Origin of the sequence: Archangium violaceum (assembly GCF_016859125.1) — a bacterium.
Taxonomy (GTDB): domain Bacteria; phylum Myxococcota; class Myxococcia; order Myxococcales; family Myxococcaceae; genus Archangium; species Archangium violaceum_A.
Genome location: NZ_CP069338.1, coordinates 5638894 through 5659651, shown reverse-complemented (window position 1 = coordinate 5659651; position 20758 = coordinate 5638894). Strand labels below are relative to the sequence as shown.

Sequence of the window (20758 nt, the reverse complement as noted above, 5' to 3'; positions counted from 1 at the left end):
GGTTGACTACCGTTCACTCCCGGGAGGGGTAGAGTCGCCGCATGCTCAAGCCCCATACCCAGGCCCTGTTCGACGAGTACATCTCCTCCCACCAACACCCCACCAATCGCCTCACCCACAAGATCGCCATTCCCCTCATCGTCCTGCACATCGTCGCGATGCTGGACTGGGTGCGGCTGGCGTCCGTGCCCTGGCTGCCCGGTGGCTCGCTCACGCTGGCCTTCGTGTCCTGGATCCTCGCGTCCATCTGGTACCTGCGCGCCGACGCGAAGCTGGGACTCATCGTCTCCGTGGCCATGGCCCTCTGCATCCCCCTGGGCCGGCTCCTCCCCGTCTGGACCGTCGTCGGCATCGCCGTCTTCGGCTGGCTCGTCCAGCTCGCCGGCCACGCCGTCTGGGAGAAGAAGTCCCCCTCCTTCTTCACCAACCTCATCCACGCCCTCGTCGGCCCCCTCTTCTTCGTCGCCCTCCTCACGGGCGACTACAAGCTCGGCGCCCAGACCCGGGGCACCCCCGAGACCGCCAGCTAGCCGTCCGGGGGAAGAGGAGTTGGAGGCTCAGAGAGAGCTGGCGAGCCGCGCAGGACGCGGAGGGGGCATGAGCTCCTGCTCCGACGACGCGCGGCCCTTCAGCGAGTACACCACCACCGCCTCCCGGCGCCCCTTCACCCGCTCCTCGGAGATGCGCTCGCCGTGGAACCGGCCTCCGCCCGCCCTCCAGGTGCTCTCGCTCACCAGGATGTCCACCCCCAGGACCTTCGTCAGTCCCTCCACCCGCGAGGCCAGGTTCACCGCGTCACCGATGACGGTGTACTCGTGCTGCTCCGCCCCGCCCAGCATCCCCGCCGCCACCACCCCCGTGTGCAGCCCGACGCCAATGCGCAGGGGCGGCTCCCCTCGCTGCTCCCTCCACGCGTTGAGCTCCTCCAGCTTCTTGCGCATGTCGAGCGCCGCCTGCATCGCGTGCACCGCGTGATTCGCATCCCCGTCCGGCACGCCCCAGCACGCCAGCATCCCGTCCCCCAGGAACTTGTTCACGATGCCCCCGTGCCCCATGACGATCTGCCCCATGTGCCCGAAGTAGTCGTCCAGCAACTCCAGCACCGCCCGGGGCGGCAGTGACTCGCTCAGCGAGGTGAAGTCCCGGATGTCGCTGAAGAGGATGGTCACCTCGCGCTGCACCGGCGCCAGCGCCTCGTCCCCGTGATGCAGCACCCGCTCCACCACCTGTCGCGGCAGGAAGCGCGAGAGGTTGTCGCGCCGCCGCAGCCCCAGGAACATGCTGCTCACCGCCGTGTTCGCCCACCCGATGAGCAGCCCGAGCGTGATGTAGCAGCCGAGCACGAAGCTCACCTGCGCGAAGGAGAACCCTCCCACCCACCAGTTCTCCAGCACGTACGTCGCCGAGGCCATCACCGTGGACATCAACACGTGCAGCCAGCTGTAGCGCGCCACCGAGAAGGCAATCACCACCGCGCAGCCCGCCGCCAGCATCTGCGGACGGAACTCCCCCGTCACGGAGACGACCCTCCACGCCAGGAAGCCGAAGAAGCCACAGTCCATCACCGTGACGGCCACCGGTCTCCACATCGCCTGGCGCCGGTTGGGCTTCTGCGTGTAGAGGTTCAGCGTGATGACGATGGCGAGGCCCGTGTAGAGCAGCGAGCCCACCAGCCGGAGTGGATCCTTCGGCAGCAGCTCGCCCGACATCCGCGCGACAACGCCCTGGCTCAGCATGACCAGGACCACCAGCGCCAGTCGCACCAGCGACACCACGCGCTCCCCGCGCTGCGCGCTCTCCGCCAACACCTGCTCCTGGTTCGCCCGGGCCACCTCGAACCGAGCCACCGTACTGTCACTCGGGCGACGCGCCACGACGGGCTCCCTCCCCACGCATAAAAGAGGCCATGTCGCGCTGCGCATAGCAGGTGTCCTGCCCCTTTGCCTCGCTCCCGATGGCCCGCCCGCCCGCCTCCCCTCCCCCAGGGGAGGCTGGACGGGTTGGCGAGGGACCCCGGCCGCCCGAGATTGACGGATGTCGAACATCCACCAGTCAGGAGCCCACCATGGCAGGCAAGTTCAGCAAGACCACGACACCCGGCACGGGCTACGCGGATGCCGTCAAACAGTCGCGCGGCCTCACCGACACGTCCGGACGCGGCGTCCCCGACGAGCGGCGCACCTTCTCCGAGCAGCGAGAGGGCCTCTTCCCCGGCAACGCGGACGACGACACCATCACGGGCCGCAAGGCCGGTTACGGAGGCGATCCCACCAACACGCCCGAAGGCTCGTCCGCCGAGGCGGCGAGCGGCCCAGCGGACGCCGGGACAGGGAGCGACGAGGCGCCTTGAACTCGCGTGCAGGGTGAGTGATGCACAGACAGTAGAGGACTCATGCCAGGACAGGCCCTCTCTCGACTTTTGGATCGCCTCCCCTTCGGGAGGAGTGTCATCGATGGTGTCCCCGCCGCACCGCCCCAGCACCTGCCGCACCAGGAGCCCACCCACGTCTTCCAGGGCTTCGAGTCGCTGCCGGAGGCGGATGGCCCGCGCCGGCTCGGCACGGGCATCACGCTGCTGGTGCACCACCCACGGCCGCGCCCGCCCCGCGACCACGTGCTGCGCGTGATGACGTACAACATCCTCCTGGGCGGGGAGCGCCGGGAGCTGCTCGAGCGCTACTTCGCCACACTGGAGGAGACCGGCCGGATGCCGGATGTCATCGCGCTCCAGGAGGCGAGCCAGCCCACCGCCGTGGAGCTCGCGCGCGACCATGGCTTCCACCTCACCTACCAGGGCCGTGACGTCCGGCGGCCCGTGGTGAACGGCAAGGCCATCCTCAGCCGGCACCCCATCCTCGAGGCCGCGCACTTCACCTATGACTTCCCCGAGGACGTGCGCGCGGCGGCCATCGCCCGCCAGGGATTCGTCGGCGAGCTGGACGAGGACCGGGGCGCGCTCTTCGCGCTCATCGACGTGTGCGGCCACCCGGTGGCCCTCTACAACGTGCACCACACGCTGGGCGACAGCGGCATCAACGCCGGCCAGCTCTGGCAGCTCCAGTCCCTCGTGCACGCGCGAGATGGCGTGCCCTCCATCGCCCTGGGCGACTTCAACGCCAACATCAACGTCAAACACCACTACTCGCTGCTGCCCAACCCCCTGCGCAAGCACGAGCCCACCGAGACGGTGAAGGACTACGAGAACCGCTACGGCGACGTGCACCCCAGCGTGGGCGACTGGGGCGTGGGCAACATCGGCGACGTGCGCGTCCGCCGCGCCCTCCATGCCCTCGAGCACGAGCTGCCAGACCCGCTCCGCCGCGCCCGCGAGCTGCGCGTGCGCATGCCGGATGGCTCCCTGCTGCGGCCGGACGAGGCCCGCGAGATGCTCGTCGCCGGCAAGTGTCCGAAGCACTCGGAGCAGTGGCTGCGCCTCCAGGACGTGGCGGACATGTCCACCCTCAACTCGCTGCCCGACGGGAAGGGCGTGGTGCCCGCCACCGGCAAGCGCTTCGACACCTTCTTCGCCTCCCACCAGCTCGAGCCGCTGCTGCTGGAGGTGGACCACTCCACCGAGGCGTCCGATCACCTGCCCTCCTCCGCCGACTTCCAGCTGCGCGACGCACGGCACTGAGTCGGCCCTGGTGGGGACGGCGGCTTCCTGCTGAAGTCGCCCCTCCCCACCTCCCTGGAGGCCAGCCCACCCGTGGTCCGACTCTTCGTCCCCATCCCCGAGCCCGCTCCCCCCGAGGTGACGCTCTCGGGGGACAGGCGCCACTACCTCCTCCATGTGCTGCGGCTCGGCGAGGGCGCCTCGCTCGAGGTCTTCGACGGCTCCGGCCGGGCCTTCGACGCACGCGTGGCCTCGGTGGACGCGGACACGGTGCGCCTGGTGCTCGGCCCGGCCCGGCACGCCCCTCCGGCTCGCGAGGTCCACATCCTCCAGGGCCTCCCCAAGGGCGACAAGCTGGAGTGGGTCCTGCAGAAGGGTACCGAGCTCGGCGCCACCGCCTTCCACCCCGTGGCCGCCGCGCGCAGCGTGGTGAAGCTCGAGCCCAAGCGCGCCGAGGAGCGCACCTCCCGGTGGACGAAGATCGTCGAGGAGGCCGCCCGCCAGTGCCGGCGCAACGACGTGCCCCTCGTCCATGGACCCCGCCCCCTCGTGGAGGCCGCGCGCGCGCTCGCTCCGGGTACCACGCTGCTCGTGCTCGACGAGGAGGAGTCCGCCGTGCCGCTGGGCGAGGCCATCCGCTCCTGCGCTCCCGGTGCTCCCGTGGCCCTCGTGGTGGGTCCCGAAGGAGGATTGGATCGCGAGGAGGTCTCCGCGCTCCGGGCCCTCGGGGGACGGCCCGTCACCCTCGGCCGCCGCATCCTCCGCACCGAGACGGCCGCGCTCGCCGCACTCGCCGTCATGGCCTACCTGGACGGAGAGCTCGGTTAGGGAGCGGGAGGACGAGCCCCCGCCTCCTGGCGGCTGCCTCCCTCTCGCCGCCATTCCTATGTTTGCCGCGCAACGGCACTTCATTCCGAAGTGCCAGAAGAGGGAGCGGCACACATGGCCATCTACGCCTACGCGCTCATCGGGCTCATCGTGGGCATCATCGCGCGAGCCATCCTGCCATCGACGCGGCTGGTGGGACTCTGGGGCAGCGCGCTGCTCGGCGGGGCGGGAGGCATCATCGGCGGCCTCATCAGCTCCGCCATCGCCCCGGTCAGCGCGACGTCCACCGTTCATCCCCTCGGCATCGTGCTGGCCGTCATCGTCTCGGCCCTCGTGTCGGTCGGGTTGATCGTCATCACCCGCAACAAACGTTTCGCCTGACACGGTCACCAGGCGGGGAAGCCCTGGCTTCCGGCGGTTTTCTTGCTCCCGGCCCGGAGAGGGCGTTTCATGCTGCTACAGCCTTCTCCAGCCTGGAGGAATCGTTGTCCAAGTGCCTGAAGTGCGGAGCTTCGCTGCCGCCCGTAGGGGATTGCCCCACCTGCGCCGCCGCGTCCCAGCTCGCGGACCGGGCCGTCCCGAGTCTGCTGGACAAGGAGATCCAGATCGACCGCCGCCGCCCGGATCGCGACGCGCCGGCGATGGCTCCCCTCACGCCTCCTGGAATGACGGCTCGCCAGACGCCCCGCCCGCCGAACGCGCCGGGTCTCCCCGTCATGCCTCCGCGCGCACAGGCTCCGGCCGCGCAGATGGCACAGGCCCCGAAGGCTCCCGCGCCCCGGCCCGTTGCCGTTCCGAGCGCACCGGAGACCCCTCCGGCTCACGCCCAGGCCGCCGCGCCCCGCGCGCCGACGCCGCCTCCGCCAGCGTCTTCCATCCACCTGCCCGGCGTCGCGGCTCCAGCCCCCCGTTCGAATACTCCGGCCTTTGGTGTTCCCAACACCTCCGCTCCGGCTCCCACTCCGCAGCAGGCGTCCGCTCCGTCCGGCCTTCCCCGCATCCCGCCAGTCACGGCCGCCGAGCCCGCGCCGATGCAGGCGTCCACCGAGGAAGAGGCGTCCTTCTCGGTCGACGTCGAGGATTCCGAGGCCGTGACCCTGCCCGCGACGCCCATGCCCGCCCCGCGCCCGCCGCCCCCCGCGCTCGCTCCCGCTGGCGCCACCGCGAGGGCCAACGCGGAGCCCGGGGTGACGGAAGTCCACGCGCGCCCGGCCTCGCTCTGGCGCCGGCTGCTGGCCTTCACCATCGACACCGGTGCCATCGGCGGAGTGGCCGCGCTCTACCTCATGCTCGCCTCCACCGTGGCCGGCGTGCACACGCCCCAGACGGGCCTGTCCGGGCTCGACGCCTTCGTCATCCAGGTCCGCGCGCTCCAGTCCGTGCTGCTCCCCGGTGCAGTCCTCCTGTTGGTGCTGTCGCTCGTCTACTGCGCCGTGGCCGCCTTCCTCTGGAATGGCCGCACGCTGGGCCGGCGGCTGCTCGGCCTGAGGCTCGTGGACACCCATGGCCTCGCCCCCGCTCCCGGCCGGGCCATCGTCCGCGCCATGCTGGCCAGCCTGTCCTTCGGGCTCTTCCTCGCCGGCTTCTGGATGGCCCTCTTCGACCGGCGCGGCCAGACGCTCCACGACAAGCTCACGTCCACGTACGTCGTCCAACCCAGCTAGCGCCCCTTCCTCCCTAGGAGTGAGGGTCGGGCTCGAACACGCGCAACGTCCAGAAGGAGCCGGTGTTGTAGCCAGGCAGACGTCGGGGGTTGAAGACGCTCGAGCTCGTCACGAAGCCCCCCACGTAGCCAGCGGGGAATCGCGTCAGCTTCAACGCGCAACTGGTGAGCACCACGCCGGGGCGAGGCACCGCGTTGCTCACCATGGTGCACTCGCCCAGCGCGATGAAGAGCCCCTCGGGCAGCTCGAAGCGCACGTAGAAGTCCGCCTTCGAGCCCTCGGTGAAGGTCCAATCCATGATGCGCGCGCACGCCAGGGCCACCCCCGCCTGCCGCTCATGGCCCGGGTCGCTCCTCCCGCCGCCCCCCGGGGTTCCTCGCGCGAAGATGCGCGCGGGCAGCCGCACGTTCACCTCGAAGGGCGCGGCCTGACAGCCACCCGGATCCACCGCGCTGGCATCCTCCACGGTCCGGAACTGATACACCCGCTCCCCTGCCAGAGCGGAGGTGGACAGACCCAACACGAGCACAGACGGCAGCATCCGCGACATAGGGCGTCTCTTTCAGGAGGAGAGGGGAGAGGAAGACGGAGGCGGCGTGCCTCGGGGACGAGGGGCGGTCGGAGACCGGGGGACTACTCCCAGGAGAAGTCGTACGCGCTGTCCAGCGGCCCGGTGGCATAGCCTCGTATCCTCGGGGCGCGGGCTCCCGCCGTGAGCAGCACTCCTCTCAGGATGCCCTCATGGTAGGCATGCGGCATGAAGTCGTGCTTGATGACGAAGTGTCCGCTCTTCTGGTAGTGGGGGCACGTCATCGTCCTCTCGCCGTAGCTCACCGCCGCGCTGTAGCCGGAGGGGACCTGCTTGAGGATGCGCTTCACGTCGTTGCCCGCCAGCAGCAGCAGCGTCTTGCCCGCCGTGGAGGACAGGAAATCCTTCGCGGACTGCTCGCCAATCCGGTGCAGCGTCACCTCACAGCCGCCAAACAGGGGACCCACCTCCTTCACCGCGGTCAGACACAGCCGCAAGAAGGAGGACACCGGGTAGCTGAAGAAGTCGATGTGATGGCTCTCACCGGTAGCGGCCCGACACCGCTGGGCCACCTCCTCCCCCGCCAGCTTCCGCACCACCTCCAGTACGCCGTTGAAGAACATCCCTCGCGCCGTATCGCCGGAGGCCGCGAGCGCCACGTTCCGCTCGAGGTGGGCTTCCGAATTGAAGTCCGTCGTATACATAGCGGCCACGCTCTGTTGCCTCATGGGGAACACTCCTGCCTGCCTTCGGGGGAAGGGAAAGAAACGGGCCGCGCCTACAACCGGATCAACTGCGCCCCGTAGTGGACATTCGCGCCCACCGCGGCCAACAGCACCAGGTCTCCACTGCCCAGACGTACCCGGCCCGCCTCCAGGTCCTCGGCCAGAAGGATCAGCTTCCCGGCCGCGGAGGTGTTGCCGTAGCGGTCCACGTTCATGGCCACGCGCTCGTGGGGCAGACCCGCCGTCTGGATGAAGTGCTCCATCAACCGCTTGTTGGGCTGGTGGAAGTAATAGCGCTTCACCTCGGAGCACAGCTCGGGCCGGTCGGCGAGCACCGCCTCGAGGCACTGCTTCATATAGGTGGAGTAGCCCCTCGCCACCCGAGGCCCGTCCACCACGAAGGCCATGTCCGCCGGCCGCGCCCGCCCCTGGTACGGCAGCCGCAGCATCCCCCCGCCCCGACGAATCACCAGCTCCGCGTGGGCGTTGCCGGACATGGTCGCGAGGATGCCCTCTCCCTCCCTGCCGTCCGCCCGCAACACCACCGCGCCCGCCCCATCCCCGAATACATAGACGGAGAGATAGGCGTTGAGCGGCTTGCGCCCCGGGGCCGGGACGACCTCGGCGGTGTAGACGTCCGGGTGGAGCTGCGGTGAGAGCAACGAGGACGCCACCACGGCCACCGTCTTGAAACGGTGGCCCTGCATCATCTTGCACACCATGTCGAGGATGTAGGGCGTGCCGCCGCAGCCATCGTCTATCACCAGCGCGAAGGTGTCGGCACGGCAGCCCAACCGCTGGTGCAACGCCATCGCGTCATGGTTGAAGTTCAGCTCGTCCGGCGAGCAGGTGACGAGGAAGAGCGCGTCCAGTTCCCGGGCGTCCACGCCCGACTGCTCCAGCGCCCGGCGCAGGGCGACCTCGCACATGTCGGTATTGGAGGCCGGGTAGATGGGGAGATCTCTCTCGGGCGGAGCGATGGCATGACCCCGCGCGTCGATGTCCCACAGGTAGCGCCGCTCGCGGATGCCCGTCTTCTCGAGAATCCGCTCAGCGGACCAGCCCGGAAAAGCCGCGGCGATCCGCTCGTTGCTGATGGACCGAGAAGGAACGAAAGCACCAGCGCCTGCAACGCGAACAGTCTTCATGTCCGCCCCTTGCTTGATTGCGGGTCTGTTCCTTGCATGGAGACTGACAAACAGAGACCACCATGCGACCCCCCATCTCCCCAGGGCCATCCCCTACTTCAGGGCAAGCCCGGGAAAGACACGCCACATTGTTGGACCATGAGAGCGCAAGAATAAAGGTGGGCTGGGCCAGAAACCGTTGTCGCACTCCGCTGGTGAACAAAGCTCCGCGACATCCATCCAACATCCAGCCCATCAGGTCCCCCAGGCCGGAGCTACCTGATGGCTCCACCGTCAGCGGTCGGCCATCCGACCGCTCCACCCCCTCCTCCCGAGGAGGAACGGCAAGTCCCCTCGGTTCTTGAAGGATTCGTTGTGCCCGCCGTCCAGGGCCGTAAGATGCCGCGTCCCCCATGCCTGCCCATCTTGCACACACCCTGATCGCGCATGGCCTCCTCCCCCAGGACAAGGCCGAGGAAGCCTTACGGCATCAGGCGGCGCAGGGTGGCGCCATCGACACCGCGCTCCTCGAGCGCCGGCTCCTGCCCGAAGCCCAGGTCCTGCACGCGCTCGGAGAGGCCTCCGCGCTGCGTCCGGTCAACCTCGCCGATTTCGAGCCCAACGCGGACGTCGCCTCCTTCATCCCTCCGAAGATCGCCGACCGGCTGTGCGTGGTGCCGCTGTCGCTCGACGGCAACACCCTCCACGTGGCCTGCGGCTACCCGGTGCCGATGAAGGAGCTGGAGGAGGTGGGCTTCCTGCTCGGCAAGCCGCTCGAGCTCTGGGTGGCCACCGAGGTCCGCGTCCGCGAGTGGATCTCCGTCATCTACCGGCAGCCGCTCGCGCCGCGCTACGCCGCCCTCCTCGCCTCGCTCGACCCCGAGCGGCCCCAGCCCGTCCCTCCCGCGCAGCCCGCCCCCGCCCCGGCTCCCGCGCCCAGGCCCGCGGTCGATGAATCCGCGGCCCTCACCCTGGAGATGGTGGAGCGACTGGCGCGCTCCGTGGCCGCCGAGCCCATCCCCATCGAGAGGACGCCCGCCGCGCCGCCCGCGCAGCCCCAACCCCAGGTTCAGCCTCAGCGAGGCCCCGCCGCACCTCCGGCTCCGGCCCCCCACGCCGCGCCCGCGCAGCCTCCGCGTCCCGCCGGTCCCCCCGCGCCCACGGCTCCCGCGGCACAGCCCTCGGCGCCCGTCCGCGAGCCGCTGCGGCTGAACATGCCCGAGCCCGCGCGCCCCGCGGCTCCGGCTCCGCAAGCACCCGCGCAGCCCGCGCCCGTCGCTCGCCCCGCGGCTCCGCCCCAGGCCCAGCAGCCCGCGCCCGTCGCGCGCCCCGCGGCTCCGGCTCCGCAAGCACCCGCGCAGCCCGCCGCTCCGGCCGCCACGCGTCCTCCAGTACAACCCCAGGCGCAGGCCACCGCGGTACAGGCGCCCGTGCCGCAGCCCGTCGCCCAGAGCGGGCCGCAGGCGCGCCCGCGGCTCGAGCCCCGCGCTCCAGAGGTCGCCGCGCCGCAGTCCGCTCGCGACGAGGTACCCGACTGGACGCTCGCGCAGGCACGCGCCGCCCTCAAGGAGTCCACGAGGGATCGCGATCGGCTCATCGACACCGCCCTGCGCTTCGGGCGCCGCACCTTCGACTACGTGGCCGCCTTCGCCGTGCTGCGCGGCGCGGCCGTGGGCTGGGACTCGCGTGGCGACGGCCTGGGCAGCGACAAGCTCTCGCAGGTCTCCATCCCGCTCGACGCCTCCAGCGTCTTCCGCACCGTGGCCATCACCCGCGGCAGCTACGCGGGTCCCATGCCGCCCGACAGCCTGACGAAGCACTACCTGGAGCTGTTCGGCCGGCAGCCGCCCCGCACCCTCTTTCTCTACCCGGTGGAGGTGCGCGGCCGGCTCGTGGCCGTCATCTATGGAGACTGCGGCCAGAAGCCCATCAGCCAGCGCCGCCTCTCCGACTTCATCCTGTTCTGCCAGGACATGCCCGGTGCATTCCAGGAGCTCATCCTCTTCCGCAAGCAGCGCCTGGGCGAGCTGCGCAACGTCCTGGACTTCGACGTGGACGTGGACGAGCCCGCCGCCAACACCGGCGCGGCCCCGAGCACCCCGGCCCCCAACATGGCCGCGGGCCTGGGGTGGAGCCCCTTCGTCACCCGCTCCGCCAACGTGCTGGGCCGCGCCGCCGCCATGGCCCCGCTCGTGATGTCCCAGGAGGAGCGCCCGCCTCCGGACTTCGGCCCCCTCCTCAAGCGCCTCACCGGCCCGGACGCCAACCAGCGCGCGAACGCCATGGCCGAGCTGGCGCGCTCGCCCGAGGCCAGTGCCCGGGTGCTCGCCACCCACTTCCCCGGCCCCACCGCGTGGAGCCGCCTGCCCGTGGTGGAGCTGCCCGAGGCCGATGAGCTGGGCCCCATCCCCGGCGCCCTCTCGCGGCTCGGCCGGCCCGCGGCCCAGGCCCTGGCGCCCCTGCTGGACTCGAGCGATCCGGACACGCGCTACTTCGCGCTCCTCACCGCCGGCAGCCTCCCCTACGTGGAGCTGGTGGACGGCGTGCTGCGCGGCCTCTTCGACTACGAGCCGGACATCTCCAGCGCCGCGCGCGTGGCCGCCGCCGCCCTCAAGCACCTGCCCCGCCTGGACGCGGCCCGGAAGGAGCTGCGCCAGGAGCTCACCAGCCGGGACGCGCTGCGCCGCTCGCTGGCCGCCCGCGCCCTGGGCACGTTGCACGATCGCGAGGCCATCGAGGGCCTCATCCACCTCACCGCGGGCGACGACGAGATGTGCGCCCAGGCCGCCTCCGAGGCGCTGCGCGAGGTGACGCGCGCCACGTTCGGCCTGGACACGCGCGCGTGGACGGCCTGGTGGGCGGAGAACCGGCAGCGCCGCCGCGCGGACTGGCTCGTCTCCGCGCTGCGCCACCCGGAGCTGGACATCCGCCTGGCCGCCAGCGAGGAGCTCAGCCGCGCGCTCAACGACGCGCTCGGCTACTACGCCGACGCGCCCGAGCCCGAGCGCGAAGCCGCCGTGCGCCGGTGGGAGGCCGCGGTGGCGGATCCCTCCCGGGCACGTCGGCTGGCCCTGCTCTGATTCGCGGGTGACGGGGGGGCATGAGATGACCCAGGCGTGGATCAGCCTCGGGGCCTGCGCGGGCCTGCTGGCGCTGGCGGGCCTGGCCCTGGTACGCGTGGGACGCAGCCCGATGGCGCTCCCCCTGTCGGTGCTGTGCATCGCGCTGTCCACGTGGAACTTCGCCGACTTCGCGCTGGCGCACTCGGGCGAGGCGGGCTGGCGCCTCATCGCCACGGGCGCGGCGCTGATGAGCGCTCCGTCGGCCATGCACTTCATCCTCTCCTTCGTGGGCGAGCGGCGCCGGTTGTCCGCGGTGATGTTCTCCGCGTACGGCGTCTTCGGTGTGCTGGCGATCACCACCCTGGTGGGGCTGGGCTCGGCGCGAGTGGCCGCGGCGGTGGCCTCGCGGGGCTTCGCCGTGGCGGTGCTGGCGCTCAGCGCGCCGCTGCTGCTCGGTGGCTTCGGATTGCTCACCTGGCACCTGCGCCGCGAGGTCCGCTCCACCGAGCGCACCCGGGCGGGGCTGCTCCTCACGGGACTGGCGCTGCTGGTGACGCTGCTGGGCACGGACCTCGTGGCGGTGCTGGGCACGGACGTGCCGCGCCTGGGCAACCTGGGCACGCTGCTGGGCCTGCCGGCGATCGCCGTGGTGGCGCTGCGCCTGCGCCTCTTCGGGAGGGAGCTCTCCAACGTCCACGCGATGTACGCGCTGCTGCTGGCGCTGATGGGCGTGCTGTCCTACCTGGCCGTCTTCCAGATGTTCGCCGCGCAGTACGGCGCGCTGGTGGTGGGGACGGCGGCCATCACCCTGGCGCTGCTGGCCATCACCCGCCGGGGCGTCATCGCCTTCGTCGCCCAGCGCGAGCGGCTGGAGCAGATGGCCACCCTGGGCCGCTTCTCGGCGCAGATGGCGCACGACCTGAAGAACCCCATCGCCGCGCTCAAGGGAGCCGCGCAGTACCTCAAGGTGGAGCACGCGCAGGGGCGGCCCTGGGACGACAAGGGCGAGTTCCTGGACCTCTTGCTGGAGCAGGTGGAGCGGTTGGACCGCGTGGTGAGCACCTACCAGCGCCTGGGCCGGGTGGAGCCGCTCATGCAGCCGCTGGATATGAACCAACTGGTGGCGAGCGTGCTGTCCCTGCAGACCTTCACCGGCCGCCCCGAGGTGGAGCTCCGGCGCGAGCTGACGGTGGACCTGCCGCGCTGCGCGGGGGATTGGGATCTGCTGGCCAACGCGCTGGAGAACCTGGTGCGCAACGCCTTCGAGGCCATGCCGCGCGGGGGCACCCTCACCCTGCGGACGCGGCTCGAGGGGACGGGGGTGGAGCTCAGCGTGGAGGACACCGGCGAGGGCATGAACGTGCGCACGCGCGAGCGGGCCTTCGACGACTTCTACACCACCAAGGCCACGGGGAGCGGATTGGGGCTGGCCTTCGTACGGCGGGTGGTGGAGGCCCACGGGGGACAGGTGACGCTGACGAGCCACGAGGGACGTGGCACCACGGTGACGCTGCGCCTGCCTGCGTCCGACGAGTGCGCGGGGGCGCTCCTCGAGCGGGAAGCGGAGCCCTGGCCGGGCTGAGAGTGAAAAGAGCCGCCGCTGACGGGCCCGCGAGGGCGCGGTAGCATCGGACGGCCCCGTACCAGGAGATGAAGCACCGTGGCCGAGCTGCTCAAGGGAAGCGTGTTGCTGGTGGATGATGACCCGGCCGTGGCCAAGGTGCTCGGCGCGCTGCTGGGCCAGGCGGGGCTCACCGTGCACACGGCCACCCAGGGCCAGGAGGCGCTCGCCCTGCTGGGCCGCAAGCCCATCGACGTGGTGGTGAGCGACGTGCGCATGCCCGGAATGAGCGGCATGGAGCTGCTCGCCGAGGTGGGACGCACCTGGCCGGACGTGCCCGTCATTCTCCTCACCGCGCATGGAACCGTGCCACTGGCCGTGGAGGCCATGAAGGCGGGCGCCGCGGACTTCGCCCTCAAGCCCTTCGACCGGGAGGAGATCCTCTTCAGCATCCGCAAGGCGCTCCTGCGGGCCCAGCAACAGCAGGAGGGCATGCGCCCCCTGGTGAAGGAGGCCAGCGGCTTCGTGGGCCAGAGCACCGCCATGGCCGAGGTGCAGGCGCTGCTGACGCGAGCGGCCACGGGCACCGCCACGGTGCTGCTGCGCGGCGAGTCCGGCACGGGCAAGGAGCTGGCCGCCAAGGCGGTGCACGACGCCAGCCCCCGGCGCGGCGGACCCTTCGTGAAGCTGCACTGCGCGGCCCTGCCGGACACCCTGCTGGAGAGCGAGCTGTTCGGCTACGAGAAGGGCGCCTTCACCGGCGCGGCCACGCGGAAGCCCGGCCGCGTGGAGCTGGCCAACGGCGGAACCCTCTTCCTGGACGAGATCGGCGACATCACCCCGCAGGTGCAGGTGAAGCTGCTGCGGCTGTTGCAGGAGCGCGAGTTCGAGCGGCTCGGCGGCACGCAGACGCTGAAGGTGGACGTGCGCTTCGTGGCGGCCACGCACCGCAACCTCGAGGAGATGGTGCGCAAGGGCGAGTTCCGCGAGGACCTCTTCTACCGGCTCAACGTGGTGCCGGTATGGATGCCCCCGCTGCGGGCCCGGACCGAGGACATCGAGCCCCTCGTGCGGCACTTCCTCGACGTGCACGCGAAGGCCAATGGCAGGCCGCCCTTCACCCTGACGCCGGACGGGCTCGCCGCCCTGCGCGCCCAGCCATGGCCCGGCAACGTGCGCCAGTTGCAGAACTTCATCGAGCGCCTCGTGGTGCTCTCCGATGGGCCCCTCCTCACCGGCGACGAGGTGATGCGCGAGGTCGCGAGGCAGCCGGGCATCGTCCCGGTGGCGCCCGCGCCCGAGCCCGTGAGTCCCTCCTTGAGCATCGCGGCCGTGCCCACGGCGGGAAGCACGAATGGCGAGGGGCGCACCCTGGAGTCACAGCGCAAGGAGATGGAGCGGCAGGCGCTGGTGGACGCATTGAAGCGAGCCGGGGACAACCGCACCCTCGCGGCGCGCCTGCTCGGCATCAGCCGACGCACCCTCTACAACAAGCTCGAGGAGCACGGGCTGCTCTAGCGCGGTGTGTCCACGGAGTTCCTGGACGAAGTCCGTGGATGTCCCCTCTCCCCCGGGAGAGGGAGCAGGCGGAGCCCGGCACGACCGCCCGGATGCCTGGGAGGGAGGGAATTTCGGAGTGTCCGAGCCCGCGCTCCCCAAAAGCCCGCACTCCCTCCACCTTCGTGGCATGGGCCAGACATCTCGTCCGACGTCTCGTCGGTCTCATGGTGCACTGCTGATCAGCCTGGGACTGCTGCTGGGCCTCGCCTCTCCAGCCTGGGCCGTGGAGCTCCTCTATCCAGAGAGGAACACCACCCGCGAGCTGTCCGTGAGCACGCCCGAGGGCCAGCCGCTCGGCAAGGGCTCCCTCACCCAATGGACCGAGGGGGATCGGCTCCACGTCCTGCTGACCTACCGCTACGAGGATGGACGCATCATCGAGGAGTCCGCCGTCTTCCTCACCCAACCGGAGCTCGTCCAGGAGCGCTGGAACTGGCGCGAGCGCAGGGAGGGGCGGACGACGCGACAGTTCACCTTCGATTTCGGCAGCGGGCGAGCCGTGGGCCTCTCCCGCGAGGGCGGCAAGACGCGCCGGTACAACGAGCGGCTGAAGGTGGAGCCGGGCCGCACCTTCGCCGGAGTGGGCTTCGCCCTGGTGGCGAAGAACCTGCTGCCGCAACTGCGCCAGGGAGAAGAAGTGAAGCTGCAGGCCCTCGCCGCCACCCCCAAGCCTCGCAAGGTGAACGTGAAGCTGTCACGCGAGGGGACCGAGACCCTCACGCTCGGCGGACGGACGCTCACCGCGGACCGCGTGGTCGTCCATCCGGAGATCGGCCTCGCCTCCCTCGTGGTGAAGGCTCCCGACACCAATCTCTACTTCACCGGCTCCGAGCCCCCCGTGATGGTGGGCGGAGAGGGGCCGGTGCTCGAACCGGGAGACCCCGTGGTACGCACCAGGCTCCTCCCGCCGCGTCGCGCTCCCGCGGCGGCCCGGCGACAGACCCCGCCCACGCGTTGAGCGCCCTACCCCAACCCTCCTGGGATGGGCATAGTCTGTGCGCCGCATGAGCATGGACGAGCACGCCTTGGAGAAACTCGGCTGGGGGCCCACCTTCCAGGAGGCCTGGAGCGCCCGCGCGAGCGAAGGAGAGGAGCCGGCGCGCATCGCCGCCGACTACGGCGTGGAGTACGTCCTGTACTCGGCGCGTGGGGACCTGAGGGCCACCGTCCCGGGGCGGCTGCGCATGGCCATCCGCAAGGGAGAGTCCGTGCGCCCGGTCGTCGGGGACTGGGTTGCCTTCGAGCCCCGCATCCAGGAGGGCACGTCCCTCATCCAGGCCGTGCTCCCCCGGCGCACGCAGCTCGCCCGCAAGGCCGCTGGCCGGATCGACGAGGAGCAGGTCGTCGCCGCCAACGTGGACGTGGTCTTCCTCGTCTCCGCGCTGACGCGGGACCTGAACCCGCGGCGGCTCGAGCGCTACCTGGCGCTCGCCTGGGACAGCGGAGCCCAGCCCGTGGTGGTCCTCACCAAGGCCGACCTGTGCGAGGACGTGGCGGCGGCCCGCGAGAGCATCGCCGCGCTGGCCCCGGACGTCCCCCTCCACACCGTGAGCAGCGTCACCGGCGAGGGCCTGGACGCGCTCTGGCAGTACATCGGCGGCAACCGGACGGTGGCGCTCATCGGCTCGTCCGGCGTGGGCAAGTCCACGCTCATCAACCGCCTGGTGGGCACGGCGCGCATGGTGGTCGGCGAGGTGCGCGAGGACGACAAGGGCCGGCACACCACCACCCACCGCGAGCTGTTCGTGCTGCCGCAGGGAGGCCTCGTCATCGACACGCCGGGCATGCGCGAGCTCGGGCTGATGGAGAGCGAGGAGGGCCTGCGCACCGCCTTCGTGGACATCGAGGAACTGGCGGCCGGGTGCCGCTTCAACGACTGCCGTCACGAGAAGGAGCCCGGGTGCGCCGTCCAGCAGGCGCTCCGGAACGGGCAGCTGGCCCCGGAGCGCCTGGAGAACTACCACAAGCTCGTCGTGGAAGTGGCCCGCCAGGAGCGCCAGCGCGACGCGCAGGCCCAGAAGAAGGCCACGCGCGCCCCCAATGACTTCCAGAAGAAGCGCGGCCGCTGACGCCAGGCGAAGGTCAGTGGAGCGGTGGGGAACGTCCCGCCTTCCTCACCGCCTCGGCCAGGGCGTCGAGCTCCTCCTCGAAGTCCGCGATGAGCTCCCGCGGCTCCGGCACCAGGCCCGCGTCCGCCGCCACGCCCAGCGTCACGTGCCCCGCGTAGCTGAAGATGCTCAGGCCCAGCCCCAACCGCGCCGCCATGGGCACCCAGAACATCACGCCCGCGAGCCTCGCGCCCGCCAGGTACACCGGCCGCTTCGGCCCCGGCACGTTCGTCAGCACCAGCGAGGCCTTCTTCCTCATCACATCCACCGCCATGCGCTCCACGGGCGCCGGCGCCATTCCCGCCGCGGACAGCATTCCGAATACCACCGCCGCCTCCGGCGAGCGCTTCAGGCCGTCCATCCGCCGCTTCAGCGCCCACAGCCGCTCCACCGGGTCCGCCAACCCGAGCGGCAGGGGCAGGAACACCACCCCGAACCGGTTGCCCAGCTCCCTCGGAAGGGGCTCCCTCAACGGCCGCAGATTCACCGGGACCACCGCCCGCACGTCCTCCGGCGACTGTCCCCGCGCCTCCACGTAGCGGCGCAGCATCCCCGCCACCACCGCCATCACCACGTCGTTCACCGTGCTCCCGCTGCCGTGGCCGATCTCCCTCACCTTCCCCACCGGTACCGGCTGGGACCAGGCCACCCGCTTCTCCCGCCCGAGCTCGCCCGTGAAGGGTGACGGAGGGTCCTGCATCAGCGTCAGCAGCCTGCTCAGCGCGGAGGCACTTCGCGCCCCCTCCACCGCCAGATCCATGAGCTGGATGGGCTCGGCCAGCAGCTCCGCGCCCCGCTTCCATGCCGCCCGCGTCGAGCCCATCACCGTGCGCGCTCCCCGCAGCAGCCGGGCCAACCGCCCCGAGGCGTCCTCCGCTTCCTCGAAGTCCTCCCTGCGCCCGCCGCCAGCGGCGTGCTCGTCCGTGAGTGCCAGCAGCACCCGCGCCAGCGAGATGCCATCCGCGATGCAGTGGTGCACGCGCAGCAGCAACGCGCCCCCGGCCGCATGGTCCTGGATGACGTGCAGCGACCACAGCGGCCGGGAGGAGTCCAGGGGCGTGCTCATGGACTCGGAGACCAGCGCCTCCAGCGCGGCGCGGCCTCCGGGTGCCGGCAGCCGCGTGCGCCGCAGGTGGTTCTCCAGACGGAAGTCGGCGTCATCCTCCCAGCGCGCGCTCCCCCACAGCCCTCCCGGCACCACCCGCTGCCGGAAGCGGGGGTAGCGCTCCACCAACCGCTCGCGGACCACGTCCTTCAACCGCTCCAGGTGCACGGGCTCGTCGAACCAGAGCACCGCGGTGATGACCATGAGGCTCGTGGGCTCCTCCATCTGGAGCCACGCGGCGTCGGCGTGGTGCATCCGCTCGGACATGGGTTACTCGGCCCGTTCCTTCTGCTCCCGCGTCAGACGGCGGAACTGGAACGTCTGCCTGGAGGGCGTCTGCGCCGTCAGGGTGAGCGTATCCCCCTCCACGTCGTACGAGTACTCGGGCCGCTGGAACTTCCCCTGGGACAGGCCGATGACGCGGGGCTTGCCGCAGACCGGCCCCACCGCCTGCCCGGACTTCGTCCACAGCCGCACCGTGTCCTTCTCCTCGTCCACCTGGAAGGCGCCCCAGGAGCGGATCTCCAGGGCATTGCCCCGCCCCAGCGTGGCGTCCTCCAGCTTCGTGCGCAGCAGGAAGCAGCCCCCGGGCGTCACCACCAGCGCGCGCTCGTAGTCCGGGCGCGGCTTCACGTCCACGCCCCCCTCCTGTCCGGCGAACCGGGGCCGCTCCTCGGGCCGGATGCTCGCCGCCTCCAGCGACCAGCGGCCCACCACCTCCTCGGGGGCCTTCCCCGAGCCCACCGAGGCGTCCGCGCAGGGCTCTGGCGTCTCCTTCTCGGGGCTGGGCGGGGCGGGCTCGAAGGTGCGCCCGCATTGCTTGCCGCAGGCGCGCGACACACAGGCCGAGTCGTCCGGACCACAGCCGGAATTCGCCGCGCACCGCGCGAGCGCGTCCAGCGCCTGCTCACAACCCTCGGCCAGACACCTGTCCACGCACGTCACATCGATGCACTGGGACACACACACCCAGTTGGCCGAGCCGCACCGGCCAGCCAGGGTGCGCGGCTTGCCCGCGGCGGACGGGCCCGCGGGGTTCTGTGCCCTGGCGGACGATGTCAGCAGCAGGAGGAGCAGGACGGAACTGGAGACACGCAGGCGGGTACCCTCACACGAAGCTCCACCGCCATGTGGTGATGTCCGACAGTTCCGGCAACGACAGCTCCAGGCGGATCGTCTCGTAGCGGGCAAATTCCCGGGGATCCACCCGCAGCAGGAGCACCGGAGTACAGGCCCGCGGCCGCTCGGGGAAGGTGTCGAAGGACAGCTCGGAGTCGAAGCCGGCCCGGTAGAAGAGGCACAGGCCGTCCACGCGTCCCTCGCGCACCACCGGCCGCTCCAGCCGCAAACGAGTCGGCAGCGAGCCCGCGCGCAGCGTCTCCAGATCGAGCGCGAAGGCGGGCTCCGCGTCGCACAGCCGCCGCTCCACGTCCTGCGGCCGGATGAAGCGGGTGAAGTACGAGGGGCTCATCGTGTCCCGCAGCATCTGCAGGCAGCTGAAGTCCACATCCGGCAGCCGCTGGTTCCAGATGAAGGGCAGACGCGCCTCCTCGCGCAGCTGCACCGGCTCGAAGAAGACCTCGAAGCGGTTGGGCAGGATGCGGCCCCCATTCACGAGGATCCGATCCCTCAACCCCAGCAGCTTCGGCACCAGGCCCGTGTCGAAGAGCGCGTCCCCCACCTGCTCGTGCAGCAGCACGTCCACCTTGCCCGAGGGCTGGAAGCGCGAGCTGTCCGCGCGGACGAACTGGATGTCCGACAGCCCGTTGCGCCGGGCCACCCAACGCGCCGTGTCCAGGTTGCGCGAGCCATCCACCGCGTACAGCTTGCTCGGCCCACGTCGGGCGGCGAGGAAGGCGCGCAGTCCGCTGCCCGTCCCCACGTCCACCACCACCTGGCCCGGCTTCACGTAACGCTCGATGGCGCGCTGGTACGCGGCCACCCGCTCCGCATCCACCAGTCCCGTGTCCCGAGGCACCGGACTCGACAGCTCCGGCGCGTCCGCGAGCAGGTTGCGCAACGTGCCCACCAGCGGCAGGTGGAACAGCCTCGACTGCAGGTCTCCCCAGGCCTGACGCGGCAGGTCTCTCAGGTTCGCCATATGTCCCCCCAGGCGCTTGGCGCCATGCTTCCAGCCCGTACTGCTCAACCCTGAATACCGGGAAGGCGTGAAAGCGGGAAGAGCCGGCGAACCGGACGTCACCCTCCGGACGGGGAGAGTTTCCGCGGATGAACACTCACGAGCGGCCCAACACCACGAGCTTCATCGCCCCCTCGAAGGGATGGTTGTAGTCGGTGGCGAGATAGCCCCGCATCCGCATGTGCAGGTCGGCCTCCACGCGGGTGCGGAAGATGGTCCAGGGCTTCTGGGCCATCGTCGCGACCGTGTAGATCATCATCCGTGGAATGGGCGCGGGGACGGCGCACACCACCTCCGTCATGCGGCCCGCCAGCTCCCGGTCGAGCTCCTTGAAGGCGTTCGCGTAGCCGATCCTCGCGTTCACCATGCCCGTGCCATCGTGGAAGAAGCAGAAGGTGCCCGGGTGGTTCCTCACGAGCTGGCGGATCTGCTCGCACAGCGCCTTGCCGTTGAACTCATCGCCCTGCTCGGGATGCTTGAGCAACACCAGGCAGGTCGCCAACGAAGGCGCCTTGAGACTTCCCAGAGCCGCTCGTGTCATGGGCACCCGATCGGAGGCATGGGTTTCTGGCTTGGAGGGGACGGGCATGACACTCACATTCTACGCATGGGAACGACGTTCCTCTGAGCGGGTTGAGGGGACGTCATCATTCGTATTCATCAGGACACGTCCGCGGCGGAAAGATGTGCCCTCATGGCGGTCGGATTTCCCGCGAGCTCCGGGAGTGCGGGGAGC

General features: G+C 70.8%; 19 protein-coding genes. 11 read left to right on the top strand and 8 right to left on the bottom strand.

Annotated elements, in window-relative coordinates:
- Positions 1–41 precede the first annotated feature (41 nt).
- Entirely contained in the window at positions 42–530 is a 489-nt protein-coding gene (locus JQX13_RS24315; RefSeq protein WP_203411302.1) for a DUF962 domain-containing protein, read from the top strand.
- A 27-nt stretch (positions 531–557) separates the two neighbouring features.
- Here JQX13_RS24315 and JQX13_RS24310 read toward each other — a convergent pair whose 3' ends face one another.
- Entirely contained in the window at positions 558–1874 is a 1317-nt protein-coding gene (locus JQX13_RS24310) for an adenylate/guanylate cyclase domain-containing protein (RefSeq protein ID WP_239015102.1), read from the bottom strand.
- A 191-nt stretch (positions 1875–2065) separates the two neighbouring features.
- Between JQX13_RS24310 and JQX13_RS24305 the strand changes: the two genes are divergently transcribed.
- The 5 genes from JQX13_RS24305 (at position 2066) to JQX13_RS24285 (ending at position 6105) form a co-directional block, all read left to right on the top strand.
- Positions 2066–2350: a hypothetical protein gene (locus JQX13_RS24305; RefSeq protein WP_203411300.1), complete on the top strand. Its 285-nt coding sequence runs from the start codon at positions 2066–2068 to the stop codon at positions 2348–2350.
- 42 nt (positions 2351–2392) lie between these two features.
- Positions 2393–3634 carry an endonuclease/exonuclease/phosphatase family protein gene (locus tag JQX13_RS24300; protein ID WP_203411299.1) on the top strand — a complete coding sequence of 414 codons (1242 nt, stop codon included), beginning with the start codon at positions 2393–2395 and terminating at the stop codon, positions 3632–3634.
- A gap of 72 nt (positions 3635–3706) precedes the next feature.
- The gene (locus JQX13_RS24295) at positions 3707–4441 is read left to right on the top strand and encodes a 16S rRNA (uracil(1498)-N(3))-methyltransferase (RefSeq protein ID WP_203411298.1); all 735 of its coding nucleotides are present in this window, start codon (positions 3707–3709) and stop codon (positions 4439–4441) included.
- Positions 4442–4555: 114 nt separating this feature from the next.
- Complete coding sequence (locus JQX13_RS24290; RefSeq protein WP_203411297.1) at positions 4556–4822, top strand: GlsB/YeaQ/YmgE family stress response membrane protein; 267 nt, start codon at positions 4556–4558, stop codon at positions 4820–4822.
- A 104-nt stretch (positions 4823–4926) separates the two neighbouring features.
- On the top strand, positions 4927–6105 hold the full coding sequence (locus JQX13_RS24285) for an RDD family protein (RefSeq protein WP_239015101.1): 1179 nt from the start codon (positions 4927–4929) through the stop codon (positions 6103–6105).
- Between the two features lie 13 nt (positions 6106–6118).
- Here the strand turns inward: JQX13_RS24285 and JQX13_RS24280 are convergent, their stop codons facing one another.
- The 3 genes from JQX13_RS24280 to JQX13_RS24270 all read right to left on the bottom strand — a co-directional run bounded on the left by JQX13_RS24280 (position 6119) and on the right by JQX13_RS24270 (position 8507).
- Positions 6119–6655 (bottom strand): hypothetical protein, encoded by a 537-nt coding sequence (locus tag JQX13_RS24280; protein ID WP_203411296.1) that lies wholly within the window; start codon positions 6653–6655, stop codon positions 6119–6121.
- Between the two features lie 83 nt (positions 6656–6738).
- Positions 6739–7362 carry a DUF2378 family protein gene (locus JQX13_RS24275; protein ID WP_239015100.1) on the bottom strand — a complete coding sequence of 208 codons (624 nt, stop codon included), beginning with the start codon at positions 7360–7362 and terminating at the stop codon, positions 6739–6741.
- 50 nt (positions 7363–7412) lie between these two features.
- Positions 7413–8507, bottom strand: coding sequence for a 3-oxoacyl-ACP synthase III family protein (locus JQX13_RS24270; RefSeq protein ID WP_203411295.1), 1095 nt, complete (start codon positions 8505–8507; stop codon positions 7413–7415).
- Between the two features lie 392 nt (positions 8508–8899).
- Between JQX13_RS24270 and JQX13_RS24265 the strand changes: the two genes are divergently transcribed.
- The 5 genes from JQX13_RS24265 (at position 8900) to rsgA (ending at position 16738) form a co-directional block, all read left to right on the top strand.
- A complete protein-coding gene (locus JQX13_RS24265) occupies positions 8900–11566 on the top strand; it encodes a FrgA protein (RefSeq protein ID WP_203411294.1) in 2667 nt (888 codons plus the stop codon).
- A 25-nt stretch (positions 11567–11591) separates the two neighbouring features.
- Positions 11592–13130, top strand: coding sequence for a two-component system sensor histidine kinase NtrB (locus tag JQX13_RS24260; protein ID WP_203411293.1), 1539 nt, complete (start codon positions 11592–11594; stop codon positions 13128–13130).
- A gap of 78 nt (positions 13131–13208) precedes the next feature.
- A complete protein-coding gene (locus JQX13_RS24255) occupies positions 13209–14627 on the top strand; it encodes a sigma-54-dependent transcriptional regulator (RefSeq protein ID WP_203411292.1) in 1419 nt (472 codons plus the stop codon).
- A 169-nt stretch (positions 14628–14796) separates the two neighbouring features.
- Positions 14797–15627, top strand: coding sequence for a hypothetical protein (locus JQX13_RS24250; protein WP_203411291.1), 831 nt, complete (start codon positions 14797–14799; stop codon positions 15625–15627).
- A 46-nt stretch (positions 15628–15673) separates the two neighbouring features.
- Positions 15674–16738: a ribosome small subunit-dependent GTPase A gene (gene rsgA, locus JQX13_RS24245; protein ID WP_203411290.1), complete on the top strand. Its 1065-nt coding sequence runs from the start codon at positions 15674–15676 to the stop codon at positions 16736–16738.
- 13 nt (positions 16739–16751) lie between these two features.
- Here rsgA and JQX13_RS24240 read toward each other — a convergent pair whose 3' ends face one another.
- The 4 genes from JQX13_RS24240 to JQX13_RS24225 form a co-directional block, all read right to left on the bottom strand.
- A complete protein-coding gene (locus tag JQX13_RS24240; RefSeq protein WP_203411289.1) occupies positions 16752–18149 on the bottom strand; it encodes a WS/DGAT/MGAT family O-acyltransferase in 1398 nt (465 codons plus the stop codon).
- Between the two features lie 3 nt (positions 18150–18152).
- On the bottom strand, positions 18153–18845 hold the full coding sequence (locus JQX13_RS24235; protein WP_239015099.1) for a hypothetical protein: 693 nt from the start codon (positions 18843–18845) through the stop codon (positions 18153–18155).
- A 145-nt stretch (positions 18846–18990) separates the two neighbouring features.
- Positions 18991–19983, bottom strand: coding sequence for a 50S ribosomal protein L11 methyltransferase (locus JQX13_RS24230; RefSeq protein ID WP_203411288.1), 993 nt, complete (start codon positions 19981–19983; stop codon positions 18991–18993).
- A 136-nt stretch (positions 19984–20119) separates the two neighbouring features.
- Entirely contained in the window at positions 20120–20563 is a 444-nt protein-coding gene (locus tag JQX13_RS24225) for a hypothetical protein (protein ID WP_203411287.1), read from the bottom strand.
- Positions 20564–20758: the final 195 nt, after the last annotated feature.